At 72.6% G+C, this 22,906-nt stretch carries 21 protein-coding genes and 1 riboswitch; of the genes, 11 read left to right on the plus strand and 10 right to left on the minus strand.

Going from position 1 to position 22,906, the window contains the following annotated elements; genetic code table 11:
• Position 1: 1 nt before the first annotated feature.
• The 4 genes from Aut01nite_RS14870 to Aut01nite_RS14885 all read right to left on the minus strand — a co-directional run bounded on the left by Aut01nite_RS14870 (position 2) and on the right by Aut01nite_RS14885 (position 4,165).
• A complete protein-coding gene (locus Aut01nite_RS14870; protein WP_043523472.1) occupies positions 2-1,789 on the minus strand; it encodes an ABC transporter ATP-binding protein in 1,788 nt (595 codons plus the stop codon).
• Between the two features lie 62 nt (positions 1,790-1,851).
• Positions 1,852-2,472, minus strand: coding sequence for a thymidine kinase (locus Aut01nite_RS14875; protein WP_043523560.1), 621 nt, complete (start codon positions 2,470-2,472; stop codon positions 1,852-1,854).
• 70 nt (positions 2,473-2,542) lie between these two features.
• Complete coding sequence (locus Aut01nite_RS14880; protein WP_052163362.1) at positions 2,543-3,937, minus strand: NAD(P)/FAD-dependent oxidoreductase; 1,395 nt, start codon at positions 3,935-3,937, stop codon at positions 2,543-2,545.
• A gap of 72 nt (positions 3,938-4,009) precedes the next feature.
• The gene (locus Aut01nite_RS14885; RefSeq protein ID WP_161790594.1) at positions 4,010-4,165 is read right to left on the minus strand and encodes a winged helix DNA-binding protein; all 156 of its coding nucleotides are present in this window, start codon (positions 4,163-4,165) and stop codon (positions 4,010-4,012) included.
• 128 nt (positions 4,166-4,293) lie between these two features.
• On the opposite strand from Aut01nite_RS14885, the gene Aut01nite_RS14890 reads away from it, so the two are divergent.
• Positions 4,294-4,632 carry an L-rhamnose mutarotase gene (locus Aut01nite_RS14890; protein ID WP_043523473.1) on the plus strand — a complete coding sequence of 113 codons (339 nt, stop codon included), beginning with the start codon at positions 4,294-4,296 and terminating at the stop codon, positions 4,630-4,632.
• A gap of 103 nt (positions 4,633-4,735) precedes the next feature.
• Here Aut01nite_RS14890 and Aut01nite_RS14895 read toward each other — a convergent pair whose 3' ends face one another.
• A complete protein-coding gene (locus tag Aut01nite_RS14895) occupies positions 4,736-5,176 on the minus strand; it encodes a DUF1877 family protein (RefSeq protein ID WP_052163363.1) in 441 nt (146 codons plus the stop codon).
• Positions 5,177-5,321: 145 nt separating this feature from the next.
• Here Aut01nite_RS14895 and Aut01nite_RS14900 point away from each other — a divergent pair, with 145 nt between their 5' ends.
• From Aut01nite_RS14900 to Aut01nite_RS14915, 4 genes are all read left to right on the plus strand, one after another.
• Entirely contained in the window at positions 5,322-5,591 is a 270-nt protein-coding gene (locus Aut01nite_RS14900; RefSeq protein ID WP_152628544.1) for a hypothetical protein, read from the plus strand.
• Positions 5,592-5,632: 41 nt separating this feature from the next.
• Entirely contained in the window at positions 5,633-7,345 is a 1,713-nt protein-coding gene (locus Aut01nite_RS14905) for a sensor histidine kinase (RefSeq protein ID WP_063958729.1), read from the plus strand.
• Positions 7,346-8,998, plus strand: coding sequence for a sensor histidine kinase (locus Aut01nite_RS14910; RefSeq protein ID WP_236642581.1), 1,653 nt, complete (start codon positions 7,346-7,348; stop codon positions 8,996-8,998).
• A gap of 94 nt (positions 8,999-9,092) precedes the next feature.
• Entirely contained in the window at positions 9,093-9,650 is a 558-nt protein-coding gene (locus tag Aut01nite_RS14915; RefSeq protein ID WP_052163364.1) for an HD domain-containing protein, read from the plus strand.
• Here Aut01nite_RS14915 and Aut01nite_RS14920 read toward each other — a convergent pair.
• Together Aut01nite_RS14920 and Aut01nite_RS14925 are read right to left on the minus strand one after the other, a co-directional pair.
• The gene (locus Aut01nite_RS14920; RefSeq protein ID WP_043523475.1) at positions 9,633-10,712 is read right to left on the minus strand and encodes a M20 family metallopeptidase; all 1,080 of its coding nucleotides are present in this window, start codon (positions 10,710-10,712) and stop codon (positions 9,633-9,635) included. The two genes, Aut01nite_RS14915 and Aut01nite_RS14920, sit on opposite strands and share 18 nt — an antisense overlap.
• Before the next feature lie 9 nt (positions 10,713-10,721).
• Positions 10,722-11,507 (minus strand): DUF1684 domain-containing protein, encoded by a 786-nt coding sequence (locus Aut01nite_RS14925; protein ID WP_043523476.1) that lies wholly within the window; start codon positions 11,505-11,507, stop codon positions 10,722-10,724.
• A gap of 73 nt (positions 11,508-11,580) precedes the next feature.
• A riboswitch (SAM riboswitch) is annotated at positions 11,581-11,695 on the plus strand.
• Between the two features lie 16 nt (positions 11,696-11,711).
• On the opposite strand from Aut01nite_RS14925, the gene Aut01nite_RS14930 reads away from it, so the two are divergent.
• The 5 genes from Aut01nite_RS14930 to Aut01nite_RS14950 all read left to right on the plus strand — a co-directional run bounded on the left by Aut01nite_RS14930 (position 11,712) and on the right by Aut01nite_RS14950 (position 19,196).
• Positions 11,712-12,941: an aminotransferase class V-fold PLP-dependent enzyme gene (locus Aut01nite_RS14930; protein WP_043523477.1), complete on the plus strand. Its 1,230-nt coding sequence runs from the start codon at positions 11,712-11,714 to the stop codon at positions 12,939-12,941.
• A 50-nt stretch (positions 12,942-12,991) separates the two neighbouring features.
• A complete protein-coding gene (locus Aut01nite_RS14935) occupies positions 12,992-15,271 on the plus strand; it encodes a putative bifunctional diguanylate cyclase/phosphodiesterase (protein WP_043523478.1) in 2,280 nt (759 codons plus the stop codon).
• 33 nt (positions 15,272-15,304) lie between these two features.
• Complete coding sequence (locus Aut01nite_RS14940; RefSeq protein WP_268871690.1) at positions 15,305-17,515, plus strand: GH92 family glycosyl hydrolase; 2,211 nt, start codon at positions 15,305-15,307, stop codon at positions 17,513-17,515.
• Positions 17,512-18,771: a glycosyltransferase gene (locus Aut01nite_RS14945; RefSeq protein ID WP_043523480.1), complete on the plus strand. Its 1,260-nt coding sequence runs from the start codon at positions 17,512-17,514 to the stop codon at positions 18,769-18,771. The genes Aut01nite_RS14940 and Aut01nite_RS14945 overlap by 4 nt, the downstream gene beginning before the upstream one ends.
• A gap of 140 nt (positions 18,772-18,911) precedes the next feature.
• Positions 18,912-19,196: a hypothetical protein gene (locus Aut01nite_RS14950; RefSeq protein ID WP_152628545.1), complete on the plus strand. Its 285-nt coding sequence runs from the start codon at positions 18,912-18,914 to the stop codon at positions 19,194-19,196.
• On the opposite strand, the gene Aut01nite_RS14955 is transcribed toward Aut01nite_RS14950, so the two are convergent.
• Entirely contained in the window at positions 19,121-19,603 is a 483-nt protein-coding gene (locus Aut01nite_RS14955) for an SRPBCC family protein (protein ID WP_043523482.1), read from the minus strand. The genes Aut01nite_RS14950 and Aut01nite_RS14955 overlap by 76 nt on opposite strands.
• Complete coding sequence (locus tag Aut01nite_RS14960) at positions 19,600-19,953, minus strand: ArsR/SmtB family transcription factor (protein ID WP_043523483.1); 354 nt, start codon at positions 19,951-19,953, stop codon at positions 19,600-19,602. The genes Aut01nite_RS14955 and Aut01nite_RS14960 overlap by 4 nt, the downstream gene beginning before the upstream one ends.
• A 256-nt stretch (positions 19,954-20,209) precedes the next feature.
• Between Aut01nite_RS14960 and Aut01nite_RS14965 the strand changes: the two genes are divergently transcribed.
• A complete protein-coding gene (locus Aut01nite_RS14965; protein ID WP_043523484.1) occupies positions 20,210-20,503 on the plus strand; it encodes a hypothetical protein in 294 nt (97 codons plus the stop codon).
• Between the two features lie 1,154 nt (positions 20,504-21,657).
• Here Aut01nite_RS14965 and Aut01nite_RS14970 read toward each other — a convergent pair.
• Positions 21,658-22,710, minus strand: a complete 1,053-nt coding sequence (locus Aut01nite_RS14970) for a glutamate-cysteine ligase family protein (protein WP_052163365.1) — start codon at positions 22,708-22,710, stop codon at positions 21,658-21,660.
• Positions 22,711-22,906 lie beyond the last annotated feature (196 nt).

Genomic DNA, 22,906 nt, shown 5'->3' on the forward strand with positions numbered 1-22,906 from the left:
CTCACGCGGACACCTCCTCGGTCTGTTCGGTGTGCGAGGCCAGAACCCTGGCGTAGCGGGGCTCGGAGGCCAGCAGCGCCGCGTGGGTGCCGGAGGCGACGGCGCGGCCGTTCTCGATCAGCACGACCCGGTCGGCGAGGCCGATCGTGGCGAGCCGGTGCGCGACGACGATCGTGGTGCGGTCGCGCATCAGCTCGTGCAGGGACTCGTGGATCCGCTGCTCGACCCGGACGTCGATGGCGCTGGTGGCGTCGTCGAGGATCAGCACGGGCGGATTGACCAGCAGCGCCCGGGCGATCGCGACCCGCTGCCGCTGACCGCCGGAGAGGGTGTAGCCGCGTTCGCCGACCACCGTGTCGTACCCCTGGGGGAGGTCGCGGATGAAACCGTCCGCGCCCGCGGCCCGGGCCGCCGCGACCACCTCCTCCCGGCCGGCCGACGGATGTCCGAAAGCGATGTTGTCGTGCAGCGACACCGAGAACAGGAACGGCTCGTCCGGCACGATGCCCACCCGGTGCCGCAGCGTCGCGAGGGGGTAGTCGCGCACGTCCACGCCGTCGACGAGCACCTTCCCGTCGCCGGTGTCGTAGAACCGTGCGGCGAGCCGCGCGACCGTCGACTTGCCGCCGCCCGTCGCGCCGACCAGCGCCACCGTCTCCCCGGGCCGGACGTGCAGGTCGAGACCGTCCAGAGCGACGGTGCCGTCGGGGTACGCGAACCGCACTCCGGTGAACTCGATCTCGCCCCGCGGCTCCGGGACGACCGGAACGGCCGGGTCGACGATCTCCGCCGGGGTGTCCAGGATGTCGTAGATACGCTGCGCGGACGCGGCCGCCCGCTGGCCCATCATGATGATCATGCCGAGCATCCGGAACGGCGGCTGCAGCATCAGCACGTAGGAGTTGAACGCCACGATCGTGCCGACCGTGGTGTGCCCGTCGAGCACCATCAGCCCGCCGATCAGCAGCACCAGCGCCAGCCCGAGCCGCGGCAGGTTGTCCATCACCGGCATCCACCGGCTGCGGATCCGCGCGTCGACGGTGTACGCCCACCGCACCCCGTCCGCCGCCGTGGCCAGGCCGTCCAGCTGCCGTTTCTCCGCCGCGAACGCCTTCACGATCCGCACGCCCTGGATGTTCTCGTCGACCACCGTCGCGACCGCGGCGAGCCGCGACTGGATCAGCCAGGAGACCGGGAAGATCGCCTTTCGCATGCGTACGCCGAGGACCGCGATCACCGGCATGGTCAGCATCGCCACCACGGCCAGCGGCGCGTTGATCGACACCATCAGGGCGAACGCGATGCCGGCGATCGTGCACTGCACCAGGATCGACGGGCCGAACGCCAGGTACATCTGCACGGCCCGGATGTCGCTGGTGGCCCGGGACATCAGCTCACCGGACTGGACCCGGTCGTAGAAGCCGTACGACATCCGCATCAGGTGCGCGAACACGATGTTGCGGAGGTCGTACTCCATCTCGTAGGCCGTGCGCAGCAGGTACAGCCGGGCCAGGAAGTTGATCACGCCCTGGACGACGGCCAGCCCGGCGATCAGCCACACGTACGTCGCCAGGTCGGCGGTGCGCGCGATCAGCGCCTCGTCGATGCCGACCCGGACCAGGTCGGGGATCTGAACCTGGACGATCAGGCCGGCGAACGACAGGGCCAGCGACGTGATCAGCAGGGCCCGGTGGGCGCGGACGATCGGCGCCGCCCGCCGCAGCCAGCTCTTCGAAGGGTCCGGGTGGATGCCGGCTCGGGGAGCCCGGCGTGGGGCGGCGGCGGACAAACGGGCACTCCTCCCGGCAGGTGATGCTTAGCTTAGCTAACGACCTGCCGGGGTGGGAAGGGTCAGGCCGGGCCGGCCTCGCCGTTGCGCCAGTGGCGGCGGCACAGCACCCGGTAGGTGACCTCGGCCGCGTCCGAGGTGTCGCCGACCGCCACCTGCGCGCCGGACCGGGCCACCCGCCCGTTCTCGATCCGGGCGTTCTGCCGGCCCGGCCGCCCGCACCAGCAGGTCACCTCGACCTGCAGCGACACGATGTTGTCGGCCAGTTCGAGCAGCCGCTGCGCGCCCGGGAACAGCCGGGCCATGAAGTCGGTGGAGATCGCGTAGCAGTCCACGTCCACGCACAGCTCGTCGACCGCCCACGCCAGCTGCTCGACCTGCTCCGGCCGCAGGAACTGGGCCTCGTCGACGATCACGAAACCGCCGGCCGGCACCTCCTCGGCGATCAGGTTCGTCAGCTCGGTGCCGTCGGTCACCTCGATCGCGTCGGCGGCCACCCCGAGCCGCGACGACATCACCCCGGCACCGGCCCGGTCCATGCTGGTCAGCAGGATCCCGGGCCGGCCGGCCTGACGGCGGTTGTACGCGTTCTGCAGCGCGAGCGTCGACTTGCCGGCGCCCATGCTCCCGTGGAAGAGCGTCAGCTCATGGAAGACCGGCGCGAGAGTCCTGGCTCGGGACACCACGGGCGTGGAAACAGTGACCGGGACCAATGGTGAGCCTTCCTCAGGACTTTCAGCGGGCCGCTACACGCTACCTGGCCTGCTCGACAGCCGTCTCCCTACCCGGATTGGCGCCGATGGACGTCCCGTTGAGCGCCTCGTCCCGGCGGAACGGATCGCCGTACGCCCGGATCGCCCGGCGGGCGAACGCCTGCTGCTGAGTGGCGACCCGCTCCGAGCGGCCCCGGCCGAGGAAGCTAACGAACCAGTGCAGCACCGCGGTCACCCGGTTCTTGAAGCCGACCAGGTAGAACAGGTGCACCACCACCCACACCACCCAGGCCGGGAAACCGGACAGCCGCAGCTTCCAGATGCTCGCCACCGCCGAGAAGCGGGAGATCGTCGCCAGGCTGCCCTTGTCGAAGTACCGGAACGGCTGACCGGTCTCCTTCCCGGTCAGCCGGCGCTTGATCTGGTCCGCCGCGTGCCGGCCGCTCTGGATCGCGACCTGCGCGACACCGGGCAGCGGCCTGCCGTCCGCGCCGGCCAGGTTCATCATGTCGCCGAGCACGAAGATCTCCGGGTGGCCCGGCAGGCTGGTGTCCTTCTCCACCTGGATCCGGCCGGCCCGGTCGGTCTTCGCCCCGGTCGCCTCCGCCAGCTTCAGGGCCAGCGGGGGAGCGGCCACCCCGGCCGCCCACACCTTCGTCATGGTGGGGATCCGCTCCCGGTGCCCGTCCGTCTCCACCTCGATGCCGGTGGCGTCGACGGCCACCACCTTCGTGTTCGTCCGCACCTCGACGCCCAGCTTCGCCAGCTGCCGCTCGGCCTTGGCGGAGAGCTGGTCGCCGAACGTGTTCAGCACCGAGCCGACCGCGTCGACGAGCAGGATCCGCGCCTTGCGGGAGTCGATGTGCCGGTACTGCCCGCGCAGCGTGCGGTGCGCCAGCTCGGCGATCTGCCCGGCCATCTCGGTGCCGGTCGGGCCCGCCCCGACCACCACGAACGTCATCCACCGCTCGATCGTCTCCGGGTCGGTGTGCAGGTCGGCGACCTCGAACGCGCCGAAGATCCGGGCCCGCAGCTCCAGGGCGTCGTCGATGCTCTTCATGCCCGGCGCGTAGTCGGCGAACTCGTCGTTGCCGAAATACGACTGCGAGGCGCCGGCCGCGACGATCAGCGTGTCGTACGGCACCGTGTAGTCGATGCCCGGCCCGGCCACCGACACCGTCTTCGCGGTCACGTCGACGTCCTGCACCCAGCCGAGGCGCACGTCCACGTTCTTCTGCCGGCGCAGCACCTCCCGGATCGGTGGCGCGACCTCGCCCTCGGAGAGGATGCCGGTCGCCACCTGGTAGAGCAGCGGCTGGAAGAGGTGGTACGCCGTACCGTTGATCAGGGTGATCTCGACGTCCGCCCGGCGCAACGCCTTGATCGCGAAGAGACCGCCGAAGCCGGCCCCCACGACAACCACACGATGACTCATCAGTACTCCCTCACCTCAGGGCACCCATAGACCAGCTTGGTATGCCCAGCCCGGCAGCGGAAGTACCGGACGTCAGGTCAGGCGTTGTGTGATTTGTCCCAGCCGGCGCGCCACCACTGCCAGCTCGTCCGCGGAGAATCCGTCGGTCAGATCCTCGGTCGGCTCCCGGGTCACCGCTTTCGCCGTGGCGACCGCCTCCCGGCCCTGCGCGGTGAGGCTCAGCCGCACCGCGCGAGCGTGATCGAGGGCCTCGAGCCGGGCAAGGACTTCAAGCTCTGGCCCGACGACGGCGGCCGACCTGCTGAGGCCCTTTTCCGCGCTGCGCCCCAGCCGGTTGCAACGTTATTGTCGGCGGCATGACCTACGTGTGCTTCACCCTGCAGGTGGACCCGGCGAAGCTGGACGAGTACAAGGCCGTCCACGCCGCGGTCTGGCCGGAGATGCTCCAGGCGCTCGCCGCCACCGGCTGGCGCGACTACCGCCTCTTCCTGCGCGGCGACGGCCTGCTCGTCGGCACCCTGCAGACCGACGACTTCGCCGCCGCCCAGGCGGCCATGGCCCGCACCGAGGTCAACGCCCGCTGGCAGGCCGCCATGGCCGAGTACTTCCCGGCCCTCGGCGAGGCCCGCCCCGACGAGGGCATGGTCGTCCTGGACCAGGTCTTCCACCTCGAGGAGCAGCTGCGGAGCAGCTGACCGTGCCCGCAGACGGCGGACCCGCTGCCGAGGCGACGATGCGGGAAGCCGATCAGCCGGACTGTTCCGCGTCGATCTCGCAGCGAGGAGCATCGGGCGCGGGTCACGCCCGCCAGGCCGTCACCAGGTCACCGGCTGCCGCGGCGGCACGGAACAGGCCGGTCACCCGGACGTACGCCTCCTCCAGGTAGGACAGCGCCCAGTCCGCCTCCCACAGGTCCTCGGGGTAGACGCCGATCGAGGCCATCAGCGCGCGGTCGTACCCGGCCGCGAGCGCCGTGAACGGGGTGGCCGCCAGGAAGGCGGCGGTGGCCCGTACCTCCTCGGCGGTGAGGATGGTGAACGGCTCGCCGGCCGCGAAGACGTCCACCGGCGGCTCCCGGTCCAGCAGCAGGAAGCGCAGACCGGCCCAGGCCCGGTCGGTGTGGGTGCCCGGCAGGCCGTCCGCGAACGCGAACGCCGCCGGCGGATCCTCGCCGAGGAGCCGCCGCAGTTCGGTGACGGCGGCCGGGCCGGTGCGCCGGAAGTAGGTGATCACGCTCATCGCGGCATTCTGGCCCACCCGCCGGGGTATCCCGGAAACGGACAGGAAACGTACAGGTCAGGGCTGGCTCCGGCGGCCTACGCTGGAATCCGGACGGCTCGCCGGAACGGGCGAGCCGGGCAGTGAAGGAGACAGTGCGTTGGGCATGATCAAGAGGTTTGTGCTCTCCATGGTCGCGTCGAGGCTGCAGCGCATGTCGCACCGCGGCCACAATCCGATGGTCGACGGCGCGCTGCGCGAGGTGAACCACCGGCTCCACCGCGAGCAGGGCTACGGGCACCCCGGCGCCTACGGGCACGGCGGTTACGGGCAGGGCGGCTACGGGCAGGGCGGCGCGTACGGGCACCACGGCCACTACCGGCACCACGGCCACTATCGCCACCACGGGCACTACCGGCGCCGCCGCTTCTTCTGACGGCGGCTCAGCGGCGCCGTGCCGGTGCCGATGAGCATCAGGTGGGCGGGAGCGGGACCGAGCGGGAGCGGCAGCGGGTCGCCGAGCTGCGCGAATACCACCTGCTCGACACCCCGCCCGCCGCCGAGGTGGAAGCCGTCGTCCGGGTCGCCGCCGCCGTCGCCGCCGTCCCCGCCGCGACGCTGAACCTGCTCGACGACGCCCGGCAGTACATGCTGACCACCGTCGGTGTCGCCGCGCAGCAGTGCTCCCGCGAGGACTCGCTGTGCAGCGTCCGGCTCGACCGGGGCGAGTTCGTGCACCTGCCCGACGCCCGGGAGGAACCCGACTACCGCGACAACCCGTGGGTCACCGGTGTGCTCGGCCGGGTCGTGTTCTACGCGTCCGCGCCGCTGGTCAGCCCGGCCGGCAACGTGATGGGCACCCTCTGCGTCTTCGACAGCACCCGGCGCGAACTCAGCCCGGACCAGATCGGCCGGCTCACCGACCTGGCCGGCATCATCGTGGCGTTCTTCGAACGGCGCCGGAACGCCCGGCTCACCGCCACCCTCAAGGAGACCATCCAGTCCCGCGAGCGGTGGACCGCCACCATGCTGGACAGCATCGACGAGGCGGTCGTCGCGATCGCCTCGGACGGGCGGGTCACCCTGTTCAACCGGGCCGCCCGCGAACTGCACGAACCCGACGTGGACCTGCGGGCCGGGCCGCACGGTACGGCGGCCCGATACCGGCTCTACGAGCCGGGCGGCACCGACCCGCTGCCCGACGACGAGGTGCCGCTGCTGAAGGTGATGCGCACCGGGGAACCGGTCCGCGGCCGGGAGATGGCGGTCCGGGTCCCCGACGGAAGCCTGCGGTCGGTACGGGCGAACGCCGCGCCGCTGCGCTCCGCCGACGGCACGGTGGCCGGGGCGGTGGTCGCACTGCAGGACATCACCGCCGAATGCGCCCGCCGGCGCATCATCCAGGAGGCCCACCAGCGGCTGGCCGCGGCCAACGCGGACCTGCGCCGGTCGAACGCCGACCTGACCGACTTCGCGGGCGCGGTCAGCCACGACCTGGTGGCGCCGCTGGCCGCGGTGGGCGGCTACCTGGACCTGCTGACCGACCTCGACGACGCCGACCTGCCGGGCGCCGGAGCCGGTGAGAGGCGGGAGCGGGTGGCGGAGCTGGCGGGGGCGGCGGCGCGGTCGGTCGCCCGGATGCGCGATCTGATCGACGCGCTGCTCGGGTACGCGGCGGCGGGGAGTGCTCCGGTGCGCGCGGAGGCCGTACCCCTCACGCCTTTGATCGCGTCGGTGGTGCGCGACCTGGAGCCGGAGATCGGGCCGGCCGGGGCGCGGGTCACCGTGCCCGGTGTGCTGCCGGAGGTGACCGGTGACCCGGTGCTGATCCGGCAGCTGCTGCAGAACCTGATCGGGAACGCGGTGCGGTGCCGGCCTCCGGAACGGCCGGGCCGGGTCGAGATCAGCGCGGAGGCCGGCGACGGAGGGACGACGATCAGGATCGTGGATCACGGGGCCGGGATCCCGGCGGAGCGGCGCGACGAGGTGTTCGGCATGTTCGGCCGGCCGGACGGGCATCCGGCGGGGCCCGGCATCGGGCTGGCGAGCTGCAGGCGGATCGTGGAACGGCACGGTGGGCGGATCACGATCGGGGCGACGCCGGGCGGCGGTACGACCGTGACCGTTCAGCTGGGGCACGGCGCCGGGCGAACCGGTCAGGACGGGGGTGGTCCTGCCGATATGACCTAGGTGGATCTGGCGGAACGTCTGACGGAACGGGAGCGGCTGCGGCTCGCCGCGCTGCACGAGTACCGCCTGCTGGACTCGCCGGCCGGGGACGAGCTGGAGGCGGTGGTGCGGGTGGCCGCCGCGGTGGCCCGGGTTCCGCATGCCACGCTCAATCTGATCGACGAGAACCGGCAGTGTCAGCTCACCACCGTCGGGTTCGAGGGTGGTGACTCGGACCGGTCGGATTCGATGTGTGCGGTCCGGTTCGAGACGGGGATCTTCACCTATCTGCCGGACGCCAGCGTCGACCCGGACTTCAAGGACAATCCGTGGGTCACCGGCGTGCACGCGGGGGTGCGGTTGTACGCGTCGGCGCCGCTGGTCACGCCGGAGGGGCACGCGCTGGGGTCGCTGTGTGTCTTCGACGTGGTGCCGGGAGTGCTGGACGAGGACCAGATCGCCCGGCTCGAGGACCTGGCCCGGATCATCCTGGCGCTGTTCGAACGGCGCCGGCAGGCGCGGATAAACGCCGAGCTCGCCGCCCTGGCCGAGCAACGGCAGCGGTGGACCGACACGCTGCTGGACACGATCGACGTGGCGGTGGTCGCGGCGGACCGGAACGGCCGGCTCACCCTGTTCAACCGGGCCGCGCGGGAGTGGCACGGACTGGACGCGGACCGCGGTGTCGAGCCGGCCTACCGGGCCGGGCGCTATCAGCTGTTCGAGACCGACGGGCGCACCCCGCTGGCGCCGCACCGGCTTCCGCTGCTGCGCGCGCTGCGGGACGGCGAGGTCCGGGGCGCCGAGATGATCGTGAAGTGCCCGGGCCGGGAGCCGATGCAGGTCAGCGTCAGCGGCCGGGCCCTGACCGGGCCGGGCGGCGCCCCGCAGGGCGCGGTCGTCGCGATGCACGACGTGACCAGCGCCCGCGCCCAGCAGCGGGTGATCGAGGACGCCCGCCGGGAGTTGGCCGCCGCGAACACCGAGCTGCGCCGGTCGAACACCGATCTGTCGAACTTCGCCGGGGCGGTCAGCCACGACCTGGTGGCGCCGCTGGCCGCGGTCGGCGGCTATCTGGAGCAGATCCGTGCCGAGGTTCACGGGGAGCCGCTGCGCTGGGCGGACGCGGCGTCCCGGGCGGTCACCCGGATGCGCGACCTGATCCGGGCGCTGCTCGATTACGCGCAGGCCGGCCGCGCGCCGGTGCGCCGGGCCACGGCCGATCTGGCGGACATCTGCGAGCACGTCCGCACCGATCTGCGGCCGGCGGCCGAGGAGGCCGGGGCGGTGGTCGAGGTGGCCGGGACGCTGCCGGAGGTGGCCGGTGACCCGGTGCTGATCCGGCAGCTGCTGCAGAACCTGATCGGCAACGCGATCAAGTACCGGGATCCGGCGCGGGCCTGCCGGGTCACGGTGTCGGCCGGGCACGACGGCCGCGGCTGGACCGTCCAGGTCGCCGACAACGGCCTCGGCATCCCCCCGGAACAGCGGGAACGCGTCTTCGACATGTTCACCCGACTCGGCAACGGAACCGCGAACGGGCACGGCATCGGGCTGTCCACCTGCTGGCGCATCGTGGAACGGCACGGTGGCCGCATCCGGGTGGACGGGACCCCGGGCGGCGGGACGACGGTGTCGTTCACCCTGCCCGAGGAGACGCCGTCCGGGAGCTGACGCGCCGGTCGGGGCGGGTGGCCGGGATGTGGTTTCGGGCAGCGGCCATCAGCGGTCCATCCGGCGTTAACCTGCGGCGACGTAGCATCCGCAGATGACCGCCGTGCTCACCCTCACCCGTGCCGAGCTGGCCCGCCGGGTCGCCGAGTCGCTGATCGGCGACAGCGGCAACCGCTGGCGCCACACCGCGGGCGTGGCCGAGCGGGCCGCCGAGCTCGCCGACCGGCTCGGCCTCGACCCGGACGTGCTGGTCGCCGCCGCCTGGCTGCACGACATCGGGTACGCCGCTCCGATCGCGCTGACCGGTTTCCACCCCCTCGACGGCGCCGTGCACCTGAGCGCCGAGGGCTGGCCGGCCCGGATCGCCGGTCTCGTCGCGTACCACTCCGGCGCCCGGTTCGTCGCCGCCGCCCGCGGCCTGGCCACCGAGATGGCCGCCTTCCCGGACGAGCGCACCCTGACGGCCGACGCCCTCACCTACGCCGATCAGACCGTCGGCCCGACCGGTCTGCGCGTCGACACCGAGACGCGGTACGAGGAGATGCTGCTGCGGCAGGGCCCCTGCTCGTGGAACGCGAGGGTGGGCGCCGACCGCCGTCCCTACCTGCGGGCCGCGGCGGCGCGGGTCGAGCATTCACTGAAGGCCCTCTAGAAACCCGGCGAGCGCCCGGCGGTACGGGGTGAGCGTGCGCAGATCGACGTACTCCTCCGGCCCGTGCTGCCCGTCGCCTCCCGGCCCGAAGATCACCGCATCCACCCCCACGGCGGAGTAGAACCGCCCGTCCGCCGTCCCGTGCTTGCGTAGCAGCGCCCCGTCGAACCCCACGGCCCGCGCCGACTGCCGCAGGAGCCGCACGGCGGCGCTGTCCGGGTCGGCGTGATGCGGCGCCCCGAGCCCTTCGACCGTCACCTCGACCCCCGGCCCGGCGACCTCGCGCAGATGGGCGGCCACCTCCTCGGGGCCGCGCCCGGCCAGATCCGGATCCGACGGCGGGAACCGGATGTCCAGCAGCGCCGCGGCCTGCGCGGGCACCACGTTGGCGGCCTGGTTCGGGGTGTCGATGCGGGCCACGTTCACGGTCGTCGTCCATTCCTCGGCCGCCGGCACCGGGTGGCGGTCCAGCAGCCGGCCGATCGCGCCGGTCACGGTGAGCAGCGCGTTCGAGCCGAGCCACGGGTAGGCGGCGTGCGCGGTCCGGCCGGTCGCGGACAGCCGGGCCCGCAGAATGCCCTTCGACTCGGTCACCACCCGCAGGCCGCTCTGCTCGCCGATGATCACGAAATCGGCCCGGACCCCCTGCTCCACCTGGTGCCCGGTGCCGTCGAAGCCGCCCACCTCCTCGTCGGTGACCAGCTGCAGGGCGATCGGGTACGGCAGCCGGGGCGCCAGGTCCCGGAACACCCCGGTCATGACCAGGGCGGCGGCCTTCATGTCGTGGGCGCCGCGGCCGTAGAGACGGTCGCCGTCGAGCCGCGCGGTGAACTGGTGCGGCTCGCCGGGGACGACGTCGAGGTGGGCGTTGAGGACTACCCGCGGCGTCTCGTCCTCGCGGCCGGGAACGGTCACGAGGACGCTGGGCTTGCCACGGGACTCGAAGCGGCGTACCCCGACACCGGGGCCGACGACCGTGAGCAGCAGGGCGAGCGCACGCCGCAGCTCGTCCGGCCGGTCCGCGGTCGAGCGGATCGCGATGAGTTCCGCCAGCTCGTCCATCGACGGAATCTACCGCGGGATCTGCTCTCCCGCCTCGATCGCGACGGTCAGGCGGTTGCCGGTGGGCGGCAGCGGGCAGGTGGCGAACTCGGTGTACGCGCACGGCAGGTTCGTCGCCCGGTTGAAGTCGAGGGTGACCGTGCCGTCCTCGGCGGGCGGCGCGACGGCCAGGCTCCGGTTCGCCGCGTACGTGGTCAGCCCGGACGTCGCGTCGGTGAACAGCACGGACAACGACCCCGGGGTGCCGCCGTTGAACGCGATCAGCGACTGCCGCGACCCGCCGAGGGTGAAGTCGATCCGGCCCGGCGACTCGTAGACGTGCTCGATGCCCTCCGCCACCGAGCCCACGGTCGTCGGCTGCGGCTCGTCGAATGCCCGGTAGACCCCGGTCACCACCCACTTCTCGTCGGCGGGATAGGCGGGCGTGCCGGAGTAGCCGGTCAGCACCGGGTTGTCCGGGTGCCGGGGCCGGACCACGTCGAAACCACCACGCCGCGCGATCTCGATCTTCGCGTCGCCGTATCCGACGGTGCGGTCGGCGCGTTCGGGGAGCGGCGCGAACGTGTGCGTGCCGGTGATCTCCGCGCCGTCCACGGTCAGCGACTCGCCGTCGGCGAGGGCGACGGTGACGCCCTGCGGCCCGGTGCTCCACTCGCCGGGCGCGCCCTCGAGACGCTGCGGGGTCCCGGTGAGCCAGTGCAGGCCGGTGATGGCGAGGAAGCCGTTCGGGTCGGCGCGCCGCTTCTCGTGCTCGGCGTGCCACTGGTCCCACCGGTCCTGGAACGAGATCGTCATGCACTCGACTCTAATCCCTACTCTTTGCGTGGGATATTGGCGTGGGGCGTGACATCTGCTACGTTCCGTTGCAGGTCATGAGCGCCAGCGCGAAGCCCCGGCTCGCTGGCCGGCAACCCTTCCGTTCGCGACGGGGTGCCCCGGGTGAGGACCGGGCCGTCGCCGACCGGCGACGGCAAACGGCGAACCCGTGGAGGCGCGGTCATGCCATCTCTGTCCGTCATCGGCGACGACCTCAAGGTCGAGCTCCCGTCCGGCGAGGCCGTCCGCTTCGCGCACCTCGACTACGCCGCCTCGGCCCCGTGCGTGCAGGCGGCCGCCGACGCGATCCAGGACCTGCTGCCGCGGTACGGCAGCGTCCACCGCGGCGCCGGCATCCGTTCCCGGAGCTCCACGGTCGCGTACGAGCTGGCCCGCGACGTGGTCGCCGAGTTCACCGGCGCCCGCCCCGGCGACACCGTGATCTTCACCCGGAACACCACCGACGCGCTCAACCTGCTGGCCCGGGCGTTGCCGCCGGGCACCACGACCGTCCAGTTCGACGGCGAGCACCACGCCAACCTGCTGCCCTGGCCGAACCCGGTCCGGCTGCCCGTCCCCGCGTCCCCGTCCGCCCTCGGCGACGCGCTGCGGGCGGCGCTGGCGACGATCACCGGCCCGGTCGTCCTCACCGTCACCGGGGCGAGCAACGTCACCGGCGAGGTGTGGCCGGTCCGGGAGCTGGCCGACATCGCCCACGCCCACGGCGCCCGGGTCGTCGTCGACGCCGCCCAGCTCGCCCCACACCGGCCGATCGACCTCGGCGACCTCGGCGCCGACTACGTGGCGTTCTCCGGCCACAAGCTGTACGCCCCGTTCGGCGCCGGGGTCCTCGCCGGCCGCGCGGACTGGCTGGACGCGGCGGCCCCGTACCTCGCCGGTGGCGGCGCCGTCACCGCCGTCGGTGACCGTCCCGGCGACCTGACCTGGGCCACCGGGGCCGCCCGGCACGAGGGCGGCACCCCGAACCTGCTCGGCGCCGTCGCCTTGGCCGCCGTCTGCGAGGCCCTGCTCGCCGCCGACCGGACCGCGCTGCACGATCACGAGCAGCACCTCCTGGCCCGGCTCCGGGCCGGCCTGGCGACCGTGCCGGCGGCTGCCGAGGTCAGCCTGTTCGGCCCGGACCACCCGCGGGTCGGCATCGTCTCGCTCGCCCTGCCCGGCCACGACCCCGCCGAGGTCGCCGAGCGGCTCGGCCGGGAGCACGGCATCGGCGTGCGGGCCGGGCAGTTCTGCGCCCACCCGTTGACCCGCCGCCTGAGCGGCGCGGACCGGACCGGCTCCTGCGGCGACGGCACGCCCGGGCTGCTGCGGGTCAGCTTCGGCCTGGGCAGCACCGGCGAGGACATCGACCGGCTGACCGCCGGGCTGCGCGCGGCACTCACACCCCAGTAGCAACCCACCCGACCCTGCGGACCCGGCCTCCGCACGCCGATGATGCGTTCGTGGCGACGTGGACGAGGCGGCTCCGCGACCGGCTTCCGGCCGGGCGAGGGCTCAGCGACGAGGACTGGGCGGGCCGGCACCGGCTGCTGACGGTGCTGCTCGCCGTCGTCATGGTGCTGCTCACCGTGTTCGGCGTGCTCAGCGGGGCACACGCGACGGAACTGCTGGTCACCGACACGCTGGTGCTGACCAGCCTGGTCGCGGCCACGGTGCTGCGCAACCGGCGGGTGCGCTCGGTGGCGGTGGCGCTCGGCGTCGCGGCGGCCTGCGCCGGGTTCGTGGCGTTCTGTCACGGCCTGACCGAGGCGCACTTCGCGTTCTTCATCGCCATCCCGGCGCTCGCCCTCTACCGGGACTGGACGCCGTTCGGCGGCTTCCTGCTCGCCACCGTCGCACACCACGCCGGGTTCGGCACCTTCGGCATCGAGCACACCTTCGGCAACGGCATGGCCCGGGAGAGCCCGCTGACCTGGGCGCTGCTGCACGGGGTGGCGGTGCTCGCCGCGGCCTCGTTCCAGGTGGTCGCCTGGCGGTTCAACGAGACCGAGGAGCAGCGCGCCGAGGAGCACCTGAGCGAGAGCCGGGCGCAGCTGTCGGTGGCGTTCGACGAGACCCCGGTGCCGATGGCGATGTACACCCCGGACGGCCGGATGATCCGTACCAACGCCGCCTACCGCGAGTGGCTGCGGCTGCCCGCCGTGCTGCCCGACGGCTTCTCGCTGCACGACCTGCCGCTGGCCCCGGCCGGCCCGGACGAGCCGCAGCTGGGCCGGATGCTCACCGCATCGCACGAGCCGGTCACCGTGACGCGGCAGTACCGGCGCACCGACGACGGCTCGCTGATCTGGGCGCAGACCCACGCCACCGGCCTGTACGGCCGCGACGGCGAGCTGCGGATGATCTTCGTGCACTGCCTGGACGTCACCGCGGTCCGCGACCACGAGGCCGAGCTGCGCCAGCAGGTCCGCCACGACTCGCTCACCGGGCTGCTGTCGCGCAAGGCGTTCGAGCACGACCTCGCCGAGCTGCTGACCGCCAGCGCCCAGCCGGTCAGCGTGATCTACCTGGACGTCGACCGGTTCAAGTCGATCAACGACGGGTCCGGGCACGGCAGCGGCGACGACGTGCTGCGCGGGCTCGCCCGGCGCCTCGCCGGGGTCGTCCCGCCCGGCGCCCTGGTGGCCCGGCTCGGCGGTGACGAGTTCATCGCCGCGCTGTCCGGGCCGTCCGGCACCGGCCTGCGGGTCGGCAACGGCATCCTCGCCTCGCTGGCCGAGCCGCTCTCCGTCGGAGGCTCCGAGCTGCCGGTGTCGGTGAGCGTCGGGGTCACCACCGCGTTCGGGCCGGTGCCCGCCGACGACGTGGTGCTCGCCGCGGACACCGCCATGTACGCGGCCAAGCGCGCCGGCGGCAACCGGATCCAGGTGTACACCGACGAGCTGCGGGTGCCCGTACAGGAGAAGATCGCCGCCGAGGGCCGGCTGCGCCGTGCCCTGGCCGGCGACCCGCGGGTGACGCTGCCGCTGTGGTTCCAGCCGGTGGTCTCCACCGTGACCGGGCAGATCAGCGGCGCCGAGGCGCTGGTCCGGATGCGCACCCCGGAGGGGGAGATCCTCAGCCCGTACCACTTCATCGGCGCCGCCGAGGAGACCGGCCTGATCGTGCCGCTCGGCGAGCACGTGCTACGGTCCGCCGTCGAGCACCTGCTGCACTGGTCGGACCGGCTCGGGTACGTCTCGGTCAACGTCAGCCCGCGGCAGCTCGCCGAACCGGACTTCGCGCCGATGGTCGCCGGTGTCCTCGCCGGCCTGCCCGGGTTCGACCCGTCCCGGATCGTCCTGGAGATCACCGAGACCGCGCTGCTCACGTCGACCGTCGACGTCTCCGAGCGGCTCACCTCGCTCAAGCAGCTGGGTGTGCGCATCGCCCTCGACGACTTCGGCACCGGGTACAGCTCGCTGACCTGGCTCAAGTCGCTGCCGGCCGACATCGTCAAGCTGGACCGCTCGTTCGTGGCCGGGCTGGCCGAGGACCCGCGCAAGGCGTCGATCATCCAGGCCGTGCTGTGGCTGGCCCGGTCGCTGAGCATGTCCACCATCGCCGAGGGCGTCGAGGAGCGCGCCGACTGGGAGGCGCTGCGCGCCGCCGGATGCCCGGCCGTGCAGGGCTACTTCTTCAGCCGGCCGCTGCCCGCGGCCGAGTTCGACCGGATGCTGCGGGCCGCCTCCTCCGGGGGAGTTCACCTGGACGAAACCAGGGGGACAACAGTGGCCGGTTAGAGTCCGGCCATCCTCGACAACGTTGATCCCTTCATCGGCACCGCGGCCACCGATCTGCCTCGCGCAGACGGTCTCGCCGCTACCTGGTGGTGGCCGAAACCGCAGGTGGGCAACACCCACCCGGGCGCCACCTCACCCCTCGGCATGGTCTCCGCCTGCCCCTACTCGGGGGCCTACCCGACCGGCTACGGCCGATACGCCAAGAACACCGAGGGCGTGCCGGAGGAGATGTTCGACCGGCTGAAGGCCTCCGGGTTCACGCACTTCCAGCAGTCCGGCACCGGGGCCATCCGCAAGTACTACAACTACGTCCGCGTGACCCCGATGACCCAGCCGCTCGACGACCTGGGCCAGTCCTGGTCGCTGGAGGACGAGCGGGCCGAACCCGGCTACTACGCGGCGAACCTGGACACCGGGGTGCGCTGCGAGATCACCGTGGGGGAGAAGGTCGCGGTCCACCGCTACACCTTCCCCGACCACCACAGCGCCCGCGTCGTCATCGACCTGTCCTGCGGCGGCCTCGCCATCGACCTGGGCCGGACCGTGCCGCTGCGCGCCCAGGCCGAGAGCATGGGCCACGGCCGGGCGCAGGGCACCGTGGTGATGGAGGGCATCCCGCTCTCGGTCTACCTCGAGGTGGACAGTCCCGGCTGGCGGCAGATGCTCTGGTACGACCGGCGGCTCATCGCCGGTGGCACCCGGCTGGACTTCGACAGCATCCGGCACACCACGCTGCGCCCGTTCGGCATGCTCTTCATGGGCCCGGCCCGCGCCGGGCAGACCATCGAGGTGCGGATGGGCTTCTCACTGCGCGGCTGCGACCAGGCCCGGGAGAACCTGCACTCCGCATGCGGCACCGGGACGCCCGCGTTCGAGGCGGTCCGCGCCCGCACCCGGGCGAGCTGGCGCGACCACCTCGGCCGGGTCCAGGTCGACGGCGGCACCCCGGCCCGCCGCACGGTGATGGCGACCGCCCTGTACCACTCGCTGATCAAGCCGTGCATCGCCGACGACGAGAGCCCGAACTGGCCCGGCCCCGGCCCGTACGCCTTCGACATCTGCACCATGTGGGACATCTACAAGACGCAGATGCCGCTGCTGTCCGCGATCGCCCCGGACCGCTACGGCGCCCTGCTCGAATCACTGATCCGGGTGTGCGAGGAGGAGGGCAACTTTCCGATCGGCTACCGGATGGCCCGCGGCGCCGACCGGTTCTTCCGCCAGGCCAGCGCCCTCGCGCACACCGCCCTGGCGGACGCGCACGCGCTGAACCGGCCCGGCATCGACTGGACCTGGGCGCTCGTGCACATGGTCGACGACCTGCGGCGCTTGTACGGCGAGGACTTCTGGGAGCACGGCGTGGTGCACCCGATCACGCACACCCTCGACCTGTCGTACGCCCACCACTGCACCGCCACCGTCGCCCGCGCCCTGGGCGACCACCGCCTCGCCGACGACCTGGACCGGCGCAGCCGGGACTGGGTGAACGCCTTCGACCCGGCCACCGGCCTGCTGCGCGACTCGGAGTTCTACGAGGGCGGCAAGTGGAACTACTCGTTCCGGCTGCTGCACGACATGCGCGGCCGGATCGAGCTGGCCGGCGGCGACCGGGCGTTCGTGGCGATGCTGGACCGGTTCTTCGGCTACGGCGCCGCCCCGGTGCGGCAGCCCGGCCGCTGCCCCGACCCGGCCGAGATGGCCGCCGGCTACGCCCTGAACCGGTTCGAGGGCCTCAACAACGAACCCGACATGGAAGTGCCCTGGGCCTACCATTACGCGGGCCGCCCGGACCGTACCGCCGAAGTGATCAACTCGGCGCTGACCTGGCAGTTCGGCACCGGCCCCGGCGGGCTGCCCGGCAACGACGACTCCGGCGGCCTGAGCGCCTGGTACGTCTGGGCCTCCCTCGGGCTGTTCCCGGTCGCCGGCCAGAACCTGTTCCTGGTCAACACGCCCGCCTTCGAACGGGCCGCGTTGCGGGTCGAGGGCGGCGAGTTCGTCATCGAGACCAGCGGCCACCGGGACGGCCCGATCGGCGTCGACGGCGTGGACCGCGACCCGGCGCCCCAGTACGTGCAATCCGCGACCCTCAACGGGAGGCCCCTGCACGGCACCCACCTGTCAGCCGCCGACGTCCATCACGGCGGACGGCTGCACCTGCGGCTCGGCCCCGAACCCTCCACCTGGGGACACGGGATCCGGCCGCCATCCCTCTCCGATTCCCACCCTAAGGAAACACGATGAGCCGACCCACCCGCCGACTCGTCATCGCGGTCCGCGCGGACCCGGTCATCTGCGGACACTCCGGGGAGGCCCGCAACCTCGCCGAAGTCGCGCTCACCCGCGGCTTCGACGACGTCCGGCTGCTCACCTGGCCGGTACCGGCGCTCCAGGCGGCCGGCCTGCCGCTCAAACCCCTGGACCGGCTTCTGCCGTACAGCCCCGGCATCACCGTCGAACGGCCCGAGGCGGTCGGCGACTACCGGGTCCCGGACGGCCGGCACCTGGCCGGGCTCACCGGCCGGCTGGTCGAGCTGCTCAGCGAGCCGGTGCCCACGGTCTGCCTGTCGATGTACCTGGTGCCGCACACCCAGGTGATCAACGACGCGGTCACCGCCGCCCGCGCCGCCGGGTTCGCCCCGGACGTGCACACCATCGCCAAGGCGGTCGGCTCCGACGTCACCAACGTCATCCGGTCCTGCCTGCGCGAGGGACGGTTCGGGGCGGCGACCGTGCTGCTCACCACGTTCCTGGCCAGCGACGAGGTGGTGGCGGTCTCCGAGTACACCCGCGACGAGATCATCGCCTCCGCGCAAGAGGTGGACGCGCACTGCGGCACCACGTTCGCCGACCAGTGCCGGTCCCGGGTCACGGTGAGTTACCCGCCGATCGACGCGTCGGCGTTCCTGGATCTCGAGCCCGCCGCCGTGGACGCGGCTCTGGCCCGTCGCGGCCTGAAGAGGGACGGATACATCCTGTTCCTGTCCCGGGTGGCCCGCGCCAAGGGCGTCTACGACCTGGTCGCCGCGTACGGCCAGATGCGGTGCCGGGACGACGTGAAACTGGTCGTCGCGGGGACCGGGCCGGCGCTCGAGCACGTGCGGGCGATGGCGAGGGACGACGACCGGATCATCTTCCTGACCGACGTGGACGACGACGAGAAACCGCTGCTGATGGCCGGGTGCGCGGCGTACGCGCTGCCCACCAAGCCGGAGCCGGACTTCGTCGAGACGTTCGGCATCGCCCTGGCCGAGAAGGCCCTCGCCGGCGGCGGCCCGATCATCACCACCACGACCGGCGGCGTCGGCGAGGCGGTCGGCGGCACCGCGGTGATCGTCGAGGCCGGTGACGTGCAGGCCATCGCCGGCGCGGTCGACCGGGTGGTCCTCGACATGTCCGCCGAACAACGGCGTGACCTCGAGATCCGGGCGCGGGCGCACGCCTTGGCCTTCGATCGGGAAGCGGTCTTCGACCAGCTCTTCACCGTCAAGACCGATTGAGGTGTACGGGCGGACGGGCTCGATGATCCATCGAGGTCCGTCCGCCCGTCATAACGATCCTGTGTATCCCCGGCGGCCGGCTCGTGTCATCCGGCGCTGATCGGGTATGAAGTGCGCCAGCGCCGTCACAGGGAGAAATCGTGCTCCGCCGCATCCTCGGGTACCTGAACCAGCGCGTCGATCCGGCGCCGAACCCGCTCCGCATCACCGTGCGTGACGTGGACGGGGATCTCGGCCGGCTGCGCACCGCACCCGCCTGGGGCCGCGACCCCGGACTCCGGGAACAGGCCGACCGGCTGCTCGACGTGCGGGCGGTCCTGGCCCGGCACGAGGCACAGGACCGGCACGCTCAGATCCGGCCCTCGGCCGCCAGCTTCTCCAGCCGGGCGTACCCCTCGTTGACGCCGACCTCCATGCCACTCTGAAGCCAGGCGTCCCGGCCCTCGAAACTGTCCACCAGCGACTGGGCGTGCAGCCGGGTCCGGCCGTCCCCGAGGTCCTCGAACCACAGTGTCTCCAGCGCGACCCCGTCCGGCTGGCCCTCGAACGTGAACGTCTGCACGATCCGGTCCGGCCCGACCCGGTGGAAGCAGCCGCGGAACGCGTACTCCTCGTCGCCACGGCGCGACACGTACCGCCAGCTGCCGCCGTCCCGCGCGTCCCAGTAGTCGATCTCGTTGGTGAGCGAGTCCGGCCCGACCCAGAGCGCGAACAGCTCCGGGTCGGTGTGCGCCCGGAGCAACTGCTCCGGAGTGGCGGCGAAATCCCTGGTCAGTCGAATGATCGGCAGTTTCGGGTCGGCCTCGATGCGTGCCTCGGTGATCGTGCTCATGACTTTTCCCCTCTCGTCGGTCGGTCCTTCTCGTCGATGCGCGCCAGCACCCGGTCGAGGCGGCTGTAACGCTCCTCGGCCCGCCGGCGGTAACCCTCGATCCACGCGTCCATCCGGTCGAACGCCTCCGTCTCCAGGCGCACCACGCGTGGCTGCGGTCCCGGCGGGCGGCTCACCAGGCCGGCGTCCTCCAGCACGCGCAGATGCTTGTAGACCGCCTGCAGTGACATCTGATAGGGCTCGGCGATCTGATTGACCGTCGCGTCCCCGCCGGCCAGCCGGTCCACCATGTCGAGCCGCGTCGGATCGGCGAGAGCGGCGAAGACCTTCGACATCGTGTCGGCTGACATCCGTACCTCATTTCAACCTCTTGGTTTAAAGCCAACGTAGACCCGTCGCGCCGGACTGTCAACCTCCTAGTTGAAAGACCAGCTCAAGTTGATTCTGTGGTGTTGAGGAGCAGGGCGTGGGCCGATTCTCGAGAAACCCGCCGTAAACAACCCCTCGACAGTTGGTAACCGGAGTGTGCCCTTTCGGGGCGTTCCGCGCCCTACGCTGGATGCCACTCATCCGACCTCTTCACCTCGCGAAGCTGGAGGGACCCACGTGCACGACGACATGCTCAGGCTGCTCGACGACTGCATCGAACGGATGCTGCAGGCCCGCGAGCGCCTCGCCGCCGCCCGCCGCGTCCAACCGGGCGAACGCCACGCCACGGTCCTGTCCGCGATCGCCGCCGCACAACTCTTCGCCACCGAAGCGACCCGCGCCCTCCCCGGGCCCGCGGCGCATCCCGCGTCCGCGGCGCATCCCACCCCGTTCCACGCCACGCACGCCTCGCGCCCGGCCGCCCCGGCCCGGTCGCTGCCGGCCGCGCCGGCGCGTTCCGCCGCCGCTTGATCGGCTTGTGCCGGCGCGTTCCGCTGCCGCTTGATCGCCCGCACCGACGCGTTCCGCCGCCGTTTGATCGGCTTGTGCCGGCCCGTTCCGCTGCCGCTTGATCGCCGCGCGCTGTGGCCGGCTCGCACCGCGCGCTGCGGCCGTGCCGCTCGATCGGCCCGGCGGCTCCCCGTCCTGCGGCTCGCCTTCACCTCGCGGTTCGATCGCGCGTACGCCTCCGCGCCGTACAGTTGCCCCGTTCGCGCGCGGCTTGCGCGCTGGCCTGTGCGTTCGCCCGCGGCTCGCGCGCTGGCCTGTGCGTTCGCCCGCGGCTCGCGCGCTGGCCTGTGCGTTCGTCCGGCCCGGTCTTGGTGGCGATTCATCTCCCGGCCGGCCGTCGTCTGTGCCGTTCGGGACTGTCTGTTGACGGGCCCGCAGCCCGGCGCCGGGTTCCGTCCGGCTGGCTGTCAGGCCTGTCTCGCCGACTCCGAGATGGCAGTGACCCTGCTCGCCCTCTCGTCTCCATCGTGTCGATCTTGGAGGCTTGCGCCCGCCGCGCCGCCACAAGCTCCCAAGATCTCGACCGAGCGCGGTGAAAGGAAACCTCGTCCGCCTACTGGCGACGTATGGTCCCCTCCTTTTCAACGTCACGTATGAGATGGGAGCGGGCCGGTGGGTCTTCTCCCCGGTTCGCCAGGCCTTCTCCGTCACGCCCGCAGAAGGAGGGCTCGTCCCCGGGCGCCGTGCGGCGATCTTGATCGATCCACCTCGTCGTTCGAGTCTTCTGCTCTGTTGCCGAGGCGCCGGACGTCACGCCGTCCCGATCTTGGACGATAGACCACCGAATTCGATGGCAAATCGTCCAAGATCGCGGCGCGAGGTTTGTAAACGCCAGCCCGGCCAGCCCGGCCAGCCCGGCCAGCCCGGCCAGCCCGGCCAGCCCGCGAGACCGCGAGACCGCGAGACCGCGAGACCGCGAGACCGCGAGACCGCGAGGCGGGCGCTGGGCGGATGGTCTATCCGGCTGGTCTTGGGTGCTGTCTCGCCTGCTGTATGACAGCACTCCACGACCAGCCGGGTGATGACAGCACTCCACGGCCGGCCGGCTGTCGTGGGCGCCGACGATCCGTAGGGTGCGGCGATCGGGGGAGTGCGGTGGCAGGTGATGTGGGTGGTTATTGGTGGGCGGTGGCGCGGTCCAGGATGTCGTCGGCGGGGCAGCGACCGCGGTACACGTACCGCTCGGTGAAGTCAGCCACCGCGTCGCGCAACTCGCGGGAGACGCCCTGGCGGGCGAGGGCGCCGTAAGCGGCCAGGAAGCAGTCCCGCGCCGCCGCGGCCAGCACCGGGTCGGTGAGCGCGTCCCGGGCCGCGCGTTCCCACAGCGCCGGTTCGCCGGTGAGACGGTCGGTGGCCGCCTCCGCCTCCTCGGCGGCGCGCGGGTCGTCGAGGAGCACCGCGGCGACCGTGGCCGGGATCCGCCAGTCGTTGCCGGGCTGACGGTCGGCGACGTCGAGTTCCAGATGGCCGCGGGCGGCCACCGGCGGGCGCAGACCGGCCAGGTGCCGTTCGAGTTCGGCGCGGGTGATCTGGCCGGCGGTGCGGATCCGCTGCCGCGGCGAGGCGCCGGTGCTGCCGGGGGTGTCCATCACGTACGCCGTCCAGGCCGCCCGCGGATCCTCGACCGCGTGAGCCGTCGCCAGATCCCGGCGGAGTGCCTGCCGTACGCTGCGCCAACCGGTCGGGCGCCCGTGCCGCAGCGGCGAGTTCGCGAACGCGGCCGCGAGCACCGGCGTGAGCATGTGCGCGAGCCACCAGCGCCGGGGAAGCCCGAGCGGCCCGTCGTCGTCGAGCCCGGCCTCCAGGCCCACCCGGATGCCGGCAGTGGCCGTACCGATCGCCGACACCGGCGCCTGCGGGTGCACCGTCCCGGTGGCCTGCGGAACCACGGTGAGCCGATGCTGCTCGACGATCCGGCCCGACGCGGCCAGGTCGTCGCCCATCCGCCGTAACGCCACCTCCAGCCCCGGCGACGGCGGCCCGCTCACCACCAGGATCCGCGGCGACCGGGTGTCCAGGAATCCGTGCCGCAACGGCCGCCGCCCGGCGGGCGCACAGGCCGGATCCACCAGCAGATCGACCGCGATTCCCACGAAGCCGGGCACCCCCGGCGTGAACGCGCCCGCCGCGATGAACTCCTCGGCCGCCCGCTCGTTCAGGATCCCCATGCCCGCCTCAACTCTCCGTTCGACCCGGAGCAGTCCCGCCCCGTACCCATCCCAGCCCAGATCCCGCCCCGCACATACCCGGACTCCGACCCGCCCGGCCCCACCATCGGCCCGCCAGCCCGCCAGCCCGCCAGCCCGCCAGCCCGCCAGCCCGCCAGCCCGCCAGCCCGCCAGCCCGCCAGCCCGCCAGCCCGCC

Source organism: Actinoplanes utahensis, from assembly GCF_016862455.1.
GTDB classification, from domain to species: Bacteria; Actinomycetota; Actinomycetes; order Mycobacteriales; family Micromonosporaceae; genus Actinoplanes; species Actinoplanes utahensis.

Excerpts from the sequence above, each read along its gene's own strand:
- Aut01nite_RS14880 (WP_052163362.1), bottom strand. The coding sequence starts at position 3,937 with ATGAGTCATCGTGTGGTTGTCGTGGGGGCCGGCTTCGGCGGTCTCTTC.
- Aut01nite_RS14920 (WP_043523475.1), bottom strand. The coding sequence starts at position 10,712 with ATGGACGAGCTGGCGGAACTCATCGCGATCCGCTCGACCGCGGACCGG.
- Aut01nite_RS14890 (WP_043523473.1), top strand. The coding sequence starts at position 4,294 with ATGACCTACGTGTGCTTCACCCTGCAGGTGGACCCGGCGAAGCTGGAC.
- Aut01nite_RS14955 (WP_043523482.1), bottom strand. The coding sequence starts at position 19,603 with ATGAGCACGATCACCGAGGCACGCATCGAGGCCGACCCGAAACTGCCG.
- Aut01nite_RS14900 (WP_152628544.1), top strand. The coding sequence starts at position 5,322 with ATGATCAAGAGGTTTGTGCTCTCCATGGTCGCGTCGAGGCTGCAGCGC.
- Aut01nite_RS14970 (WP_052163365.1), bottom strand. The coding sequence starts at position 22,710 with ATGGGGATCCTGAACGAGCGGGCGGCCGAGGAGTTCATCGCGGCGGGC.
- Aut01nite_RS14915 (WP_052163364.1), top strand. The coding sequence starts at position 9,093 with ATGACCGCCGTGCTCACCCTCACCCGTGCCGAGCTGGCCCGCCGGGTC.
- Aut01nite_RS14960 (WP_043523483.1), bottom strand. The coding sequence starts at position 19,953 with ATGTCAGCCGACACGATGTCGAAGGTCTTCGCCGCTCTCGCCGATCCG.
- Aut01nite_RS14945 (WP_043523480.1), top strand. The coding sequence starts at position 17,512 with ATGAGCCGACCCACCCGCCGACTCGTCATCGCGGTCCGCGCGGACCCG.
- Aut01nite_RS14895 (WP_052163363.1), bottom strand. The coding sequence starts at position 5,176 with ATGAGCGTGATCACCTACTTCCGGCGCACCGGCCCGGCCGCCGTCACC.
- Aut01nite_RS14925 (WP_043523476.1), bottom strand. The coding sequence starts at position 11,507 with ATGACGATCTCGTTCCAGGACCGGTGGGACCAGTGGCACGCCGAGCAC.
- Aut01nite_RS14930 (WP_043523477.1), top strand. The coding sequence starts at position 11,712 with ATGCCATCTCTGTCCGTCATCGGCGACGACCTCAAGGTCGAGCTCCCG.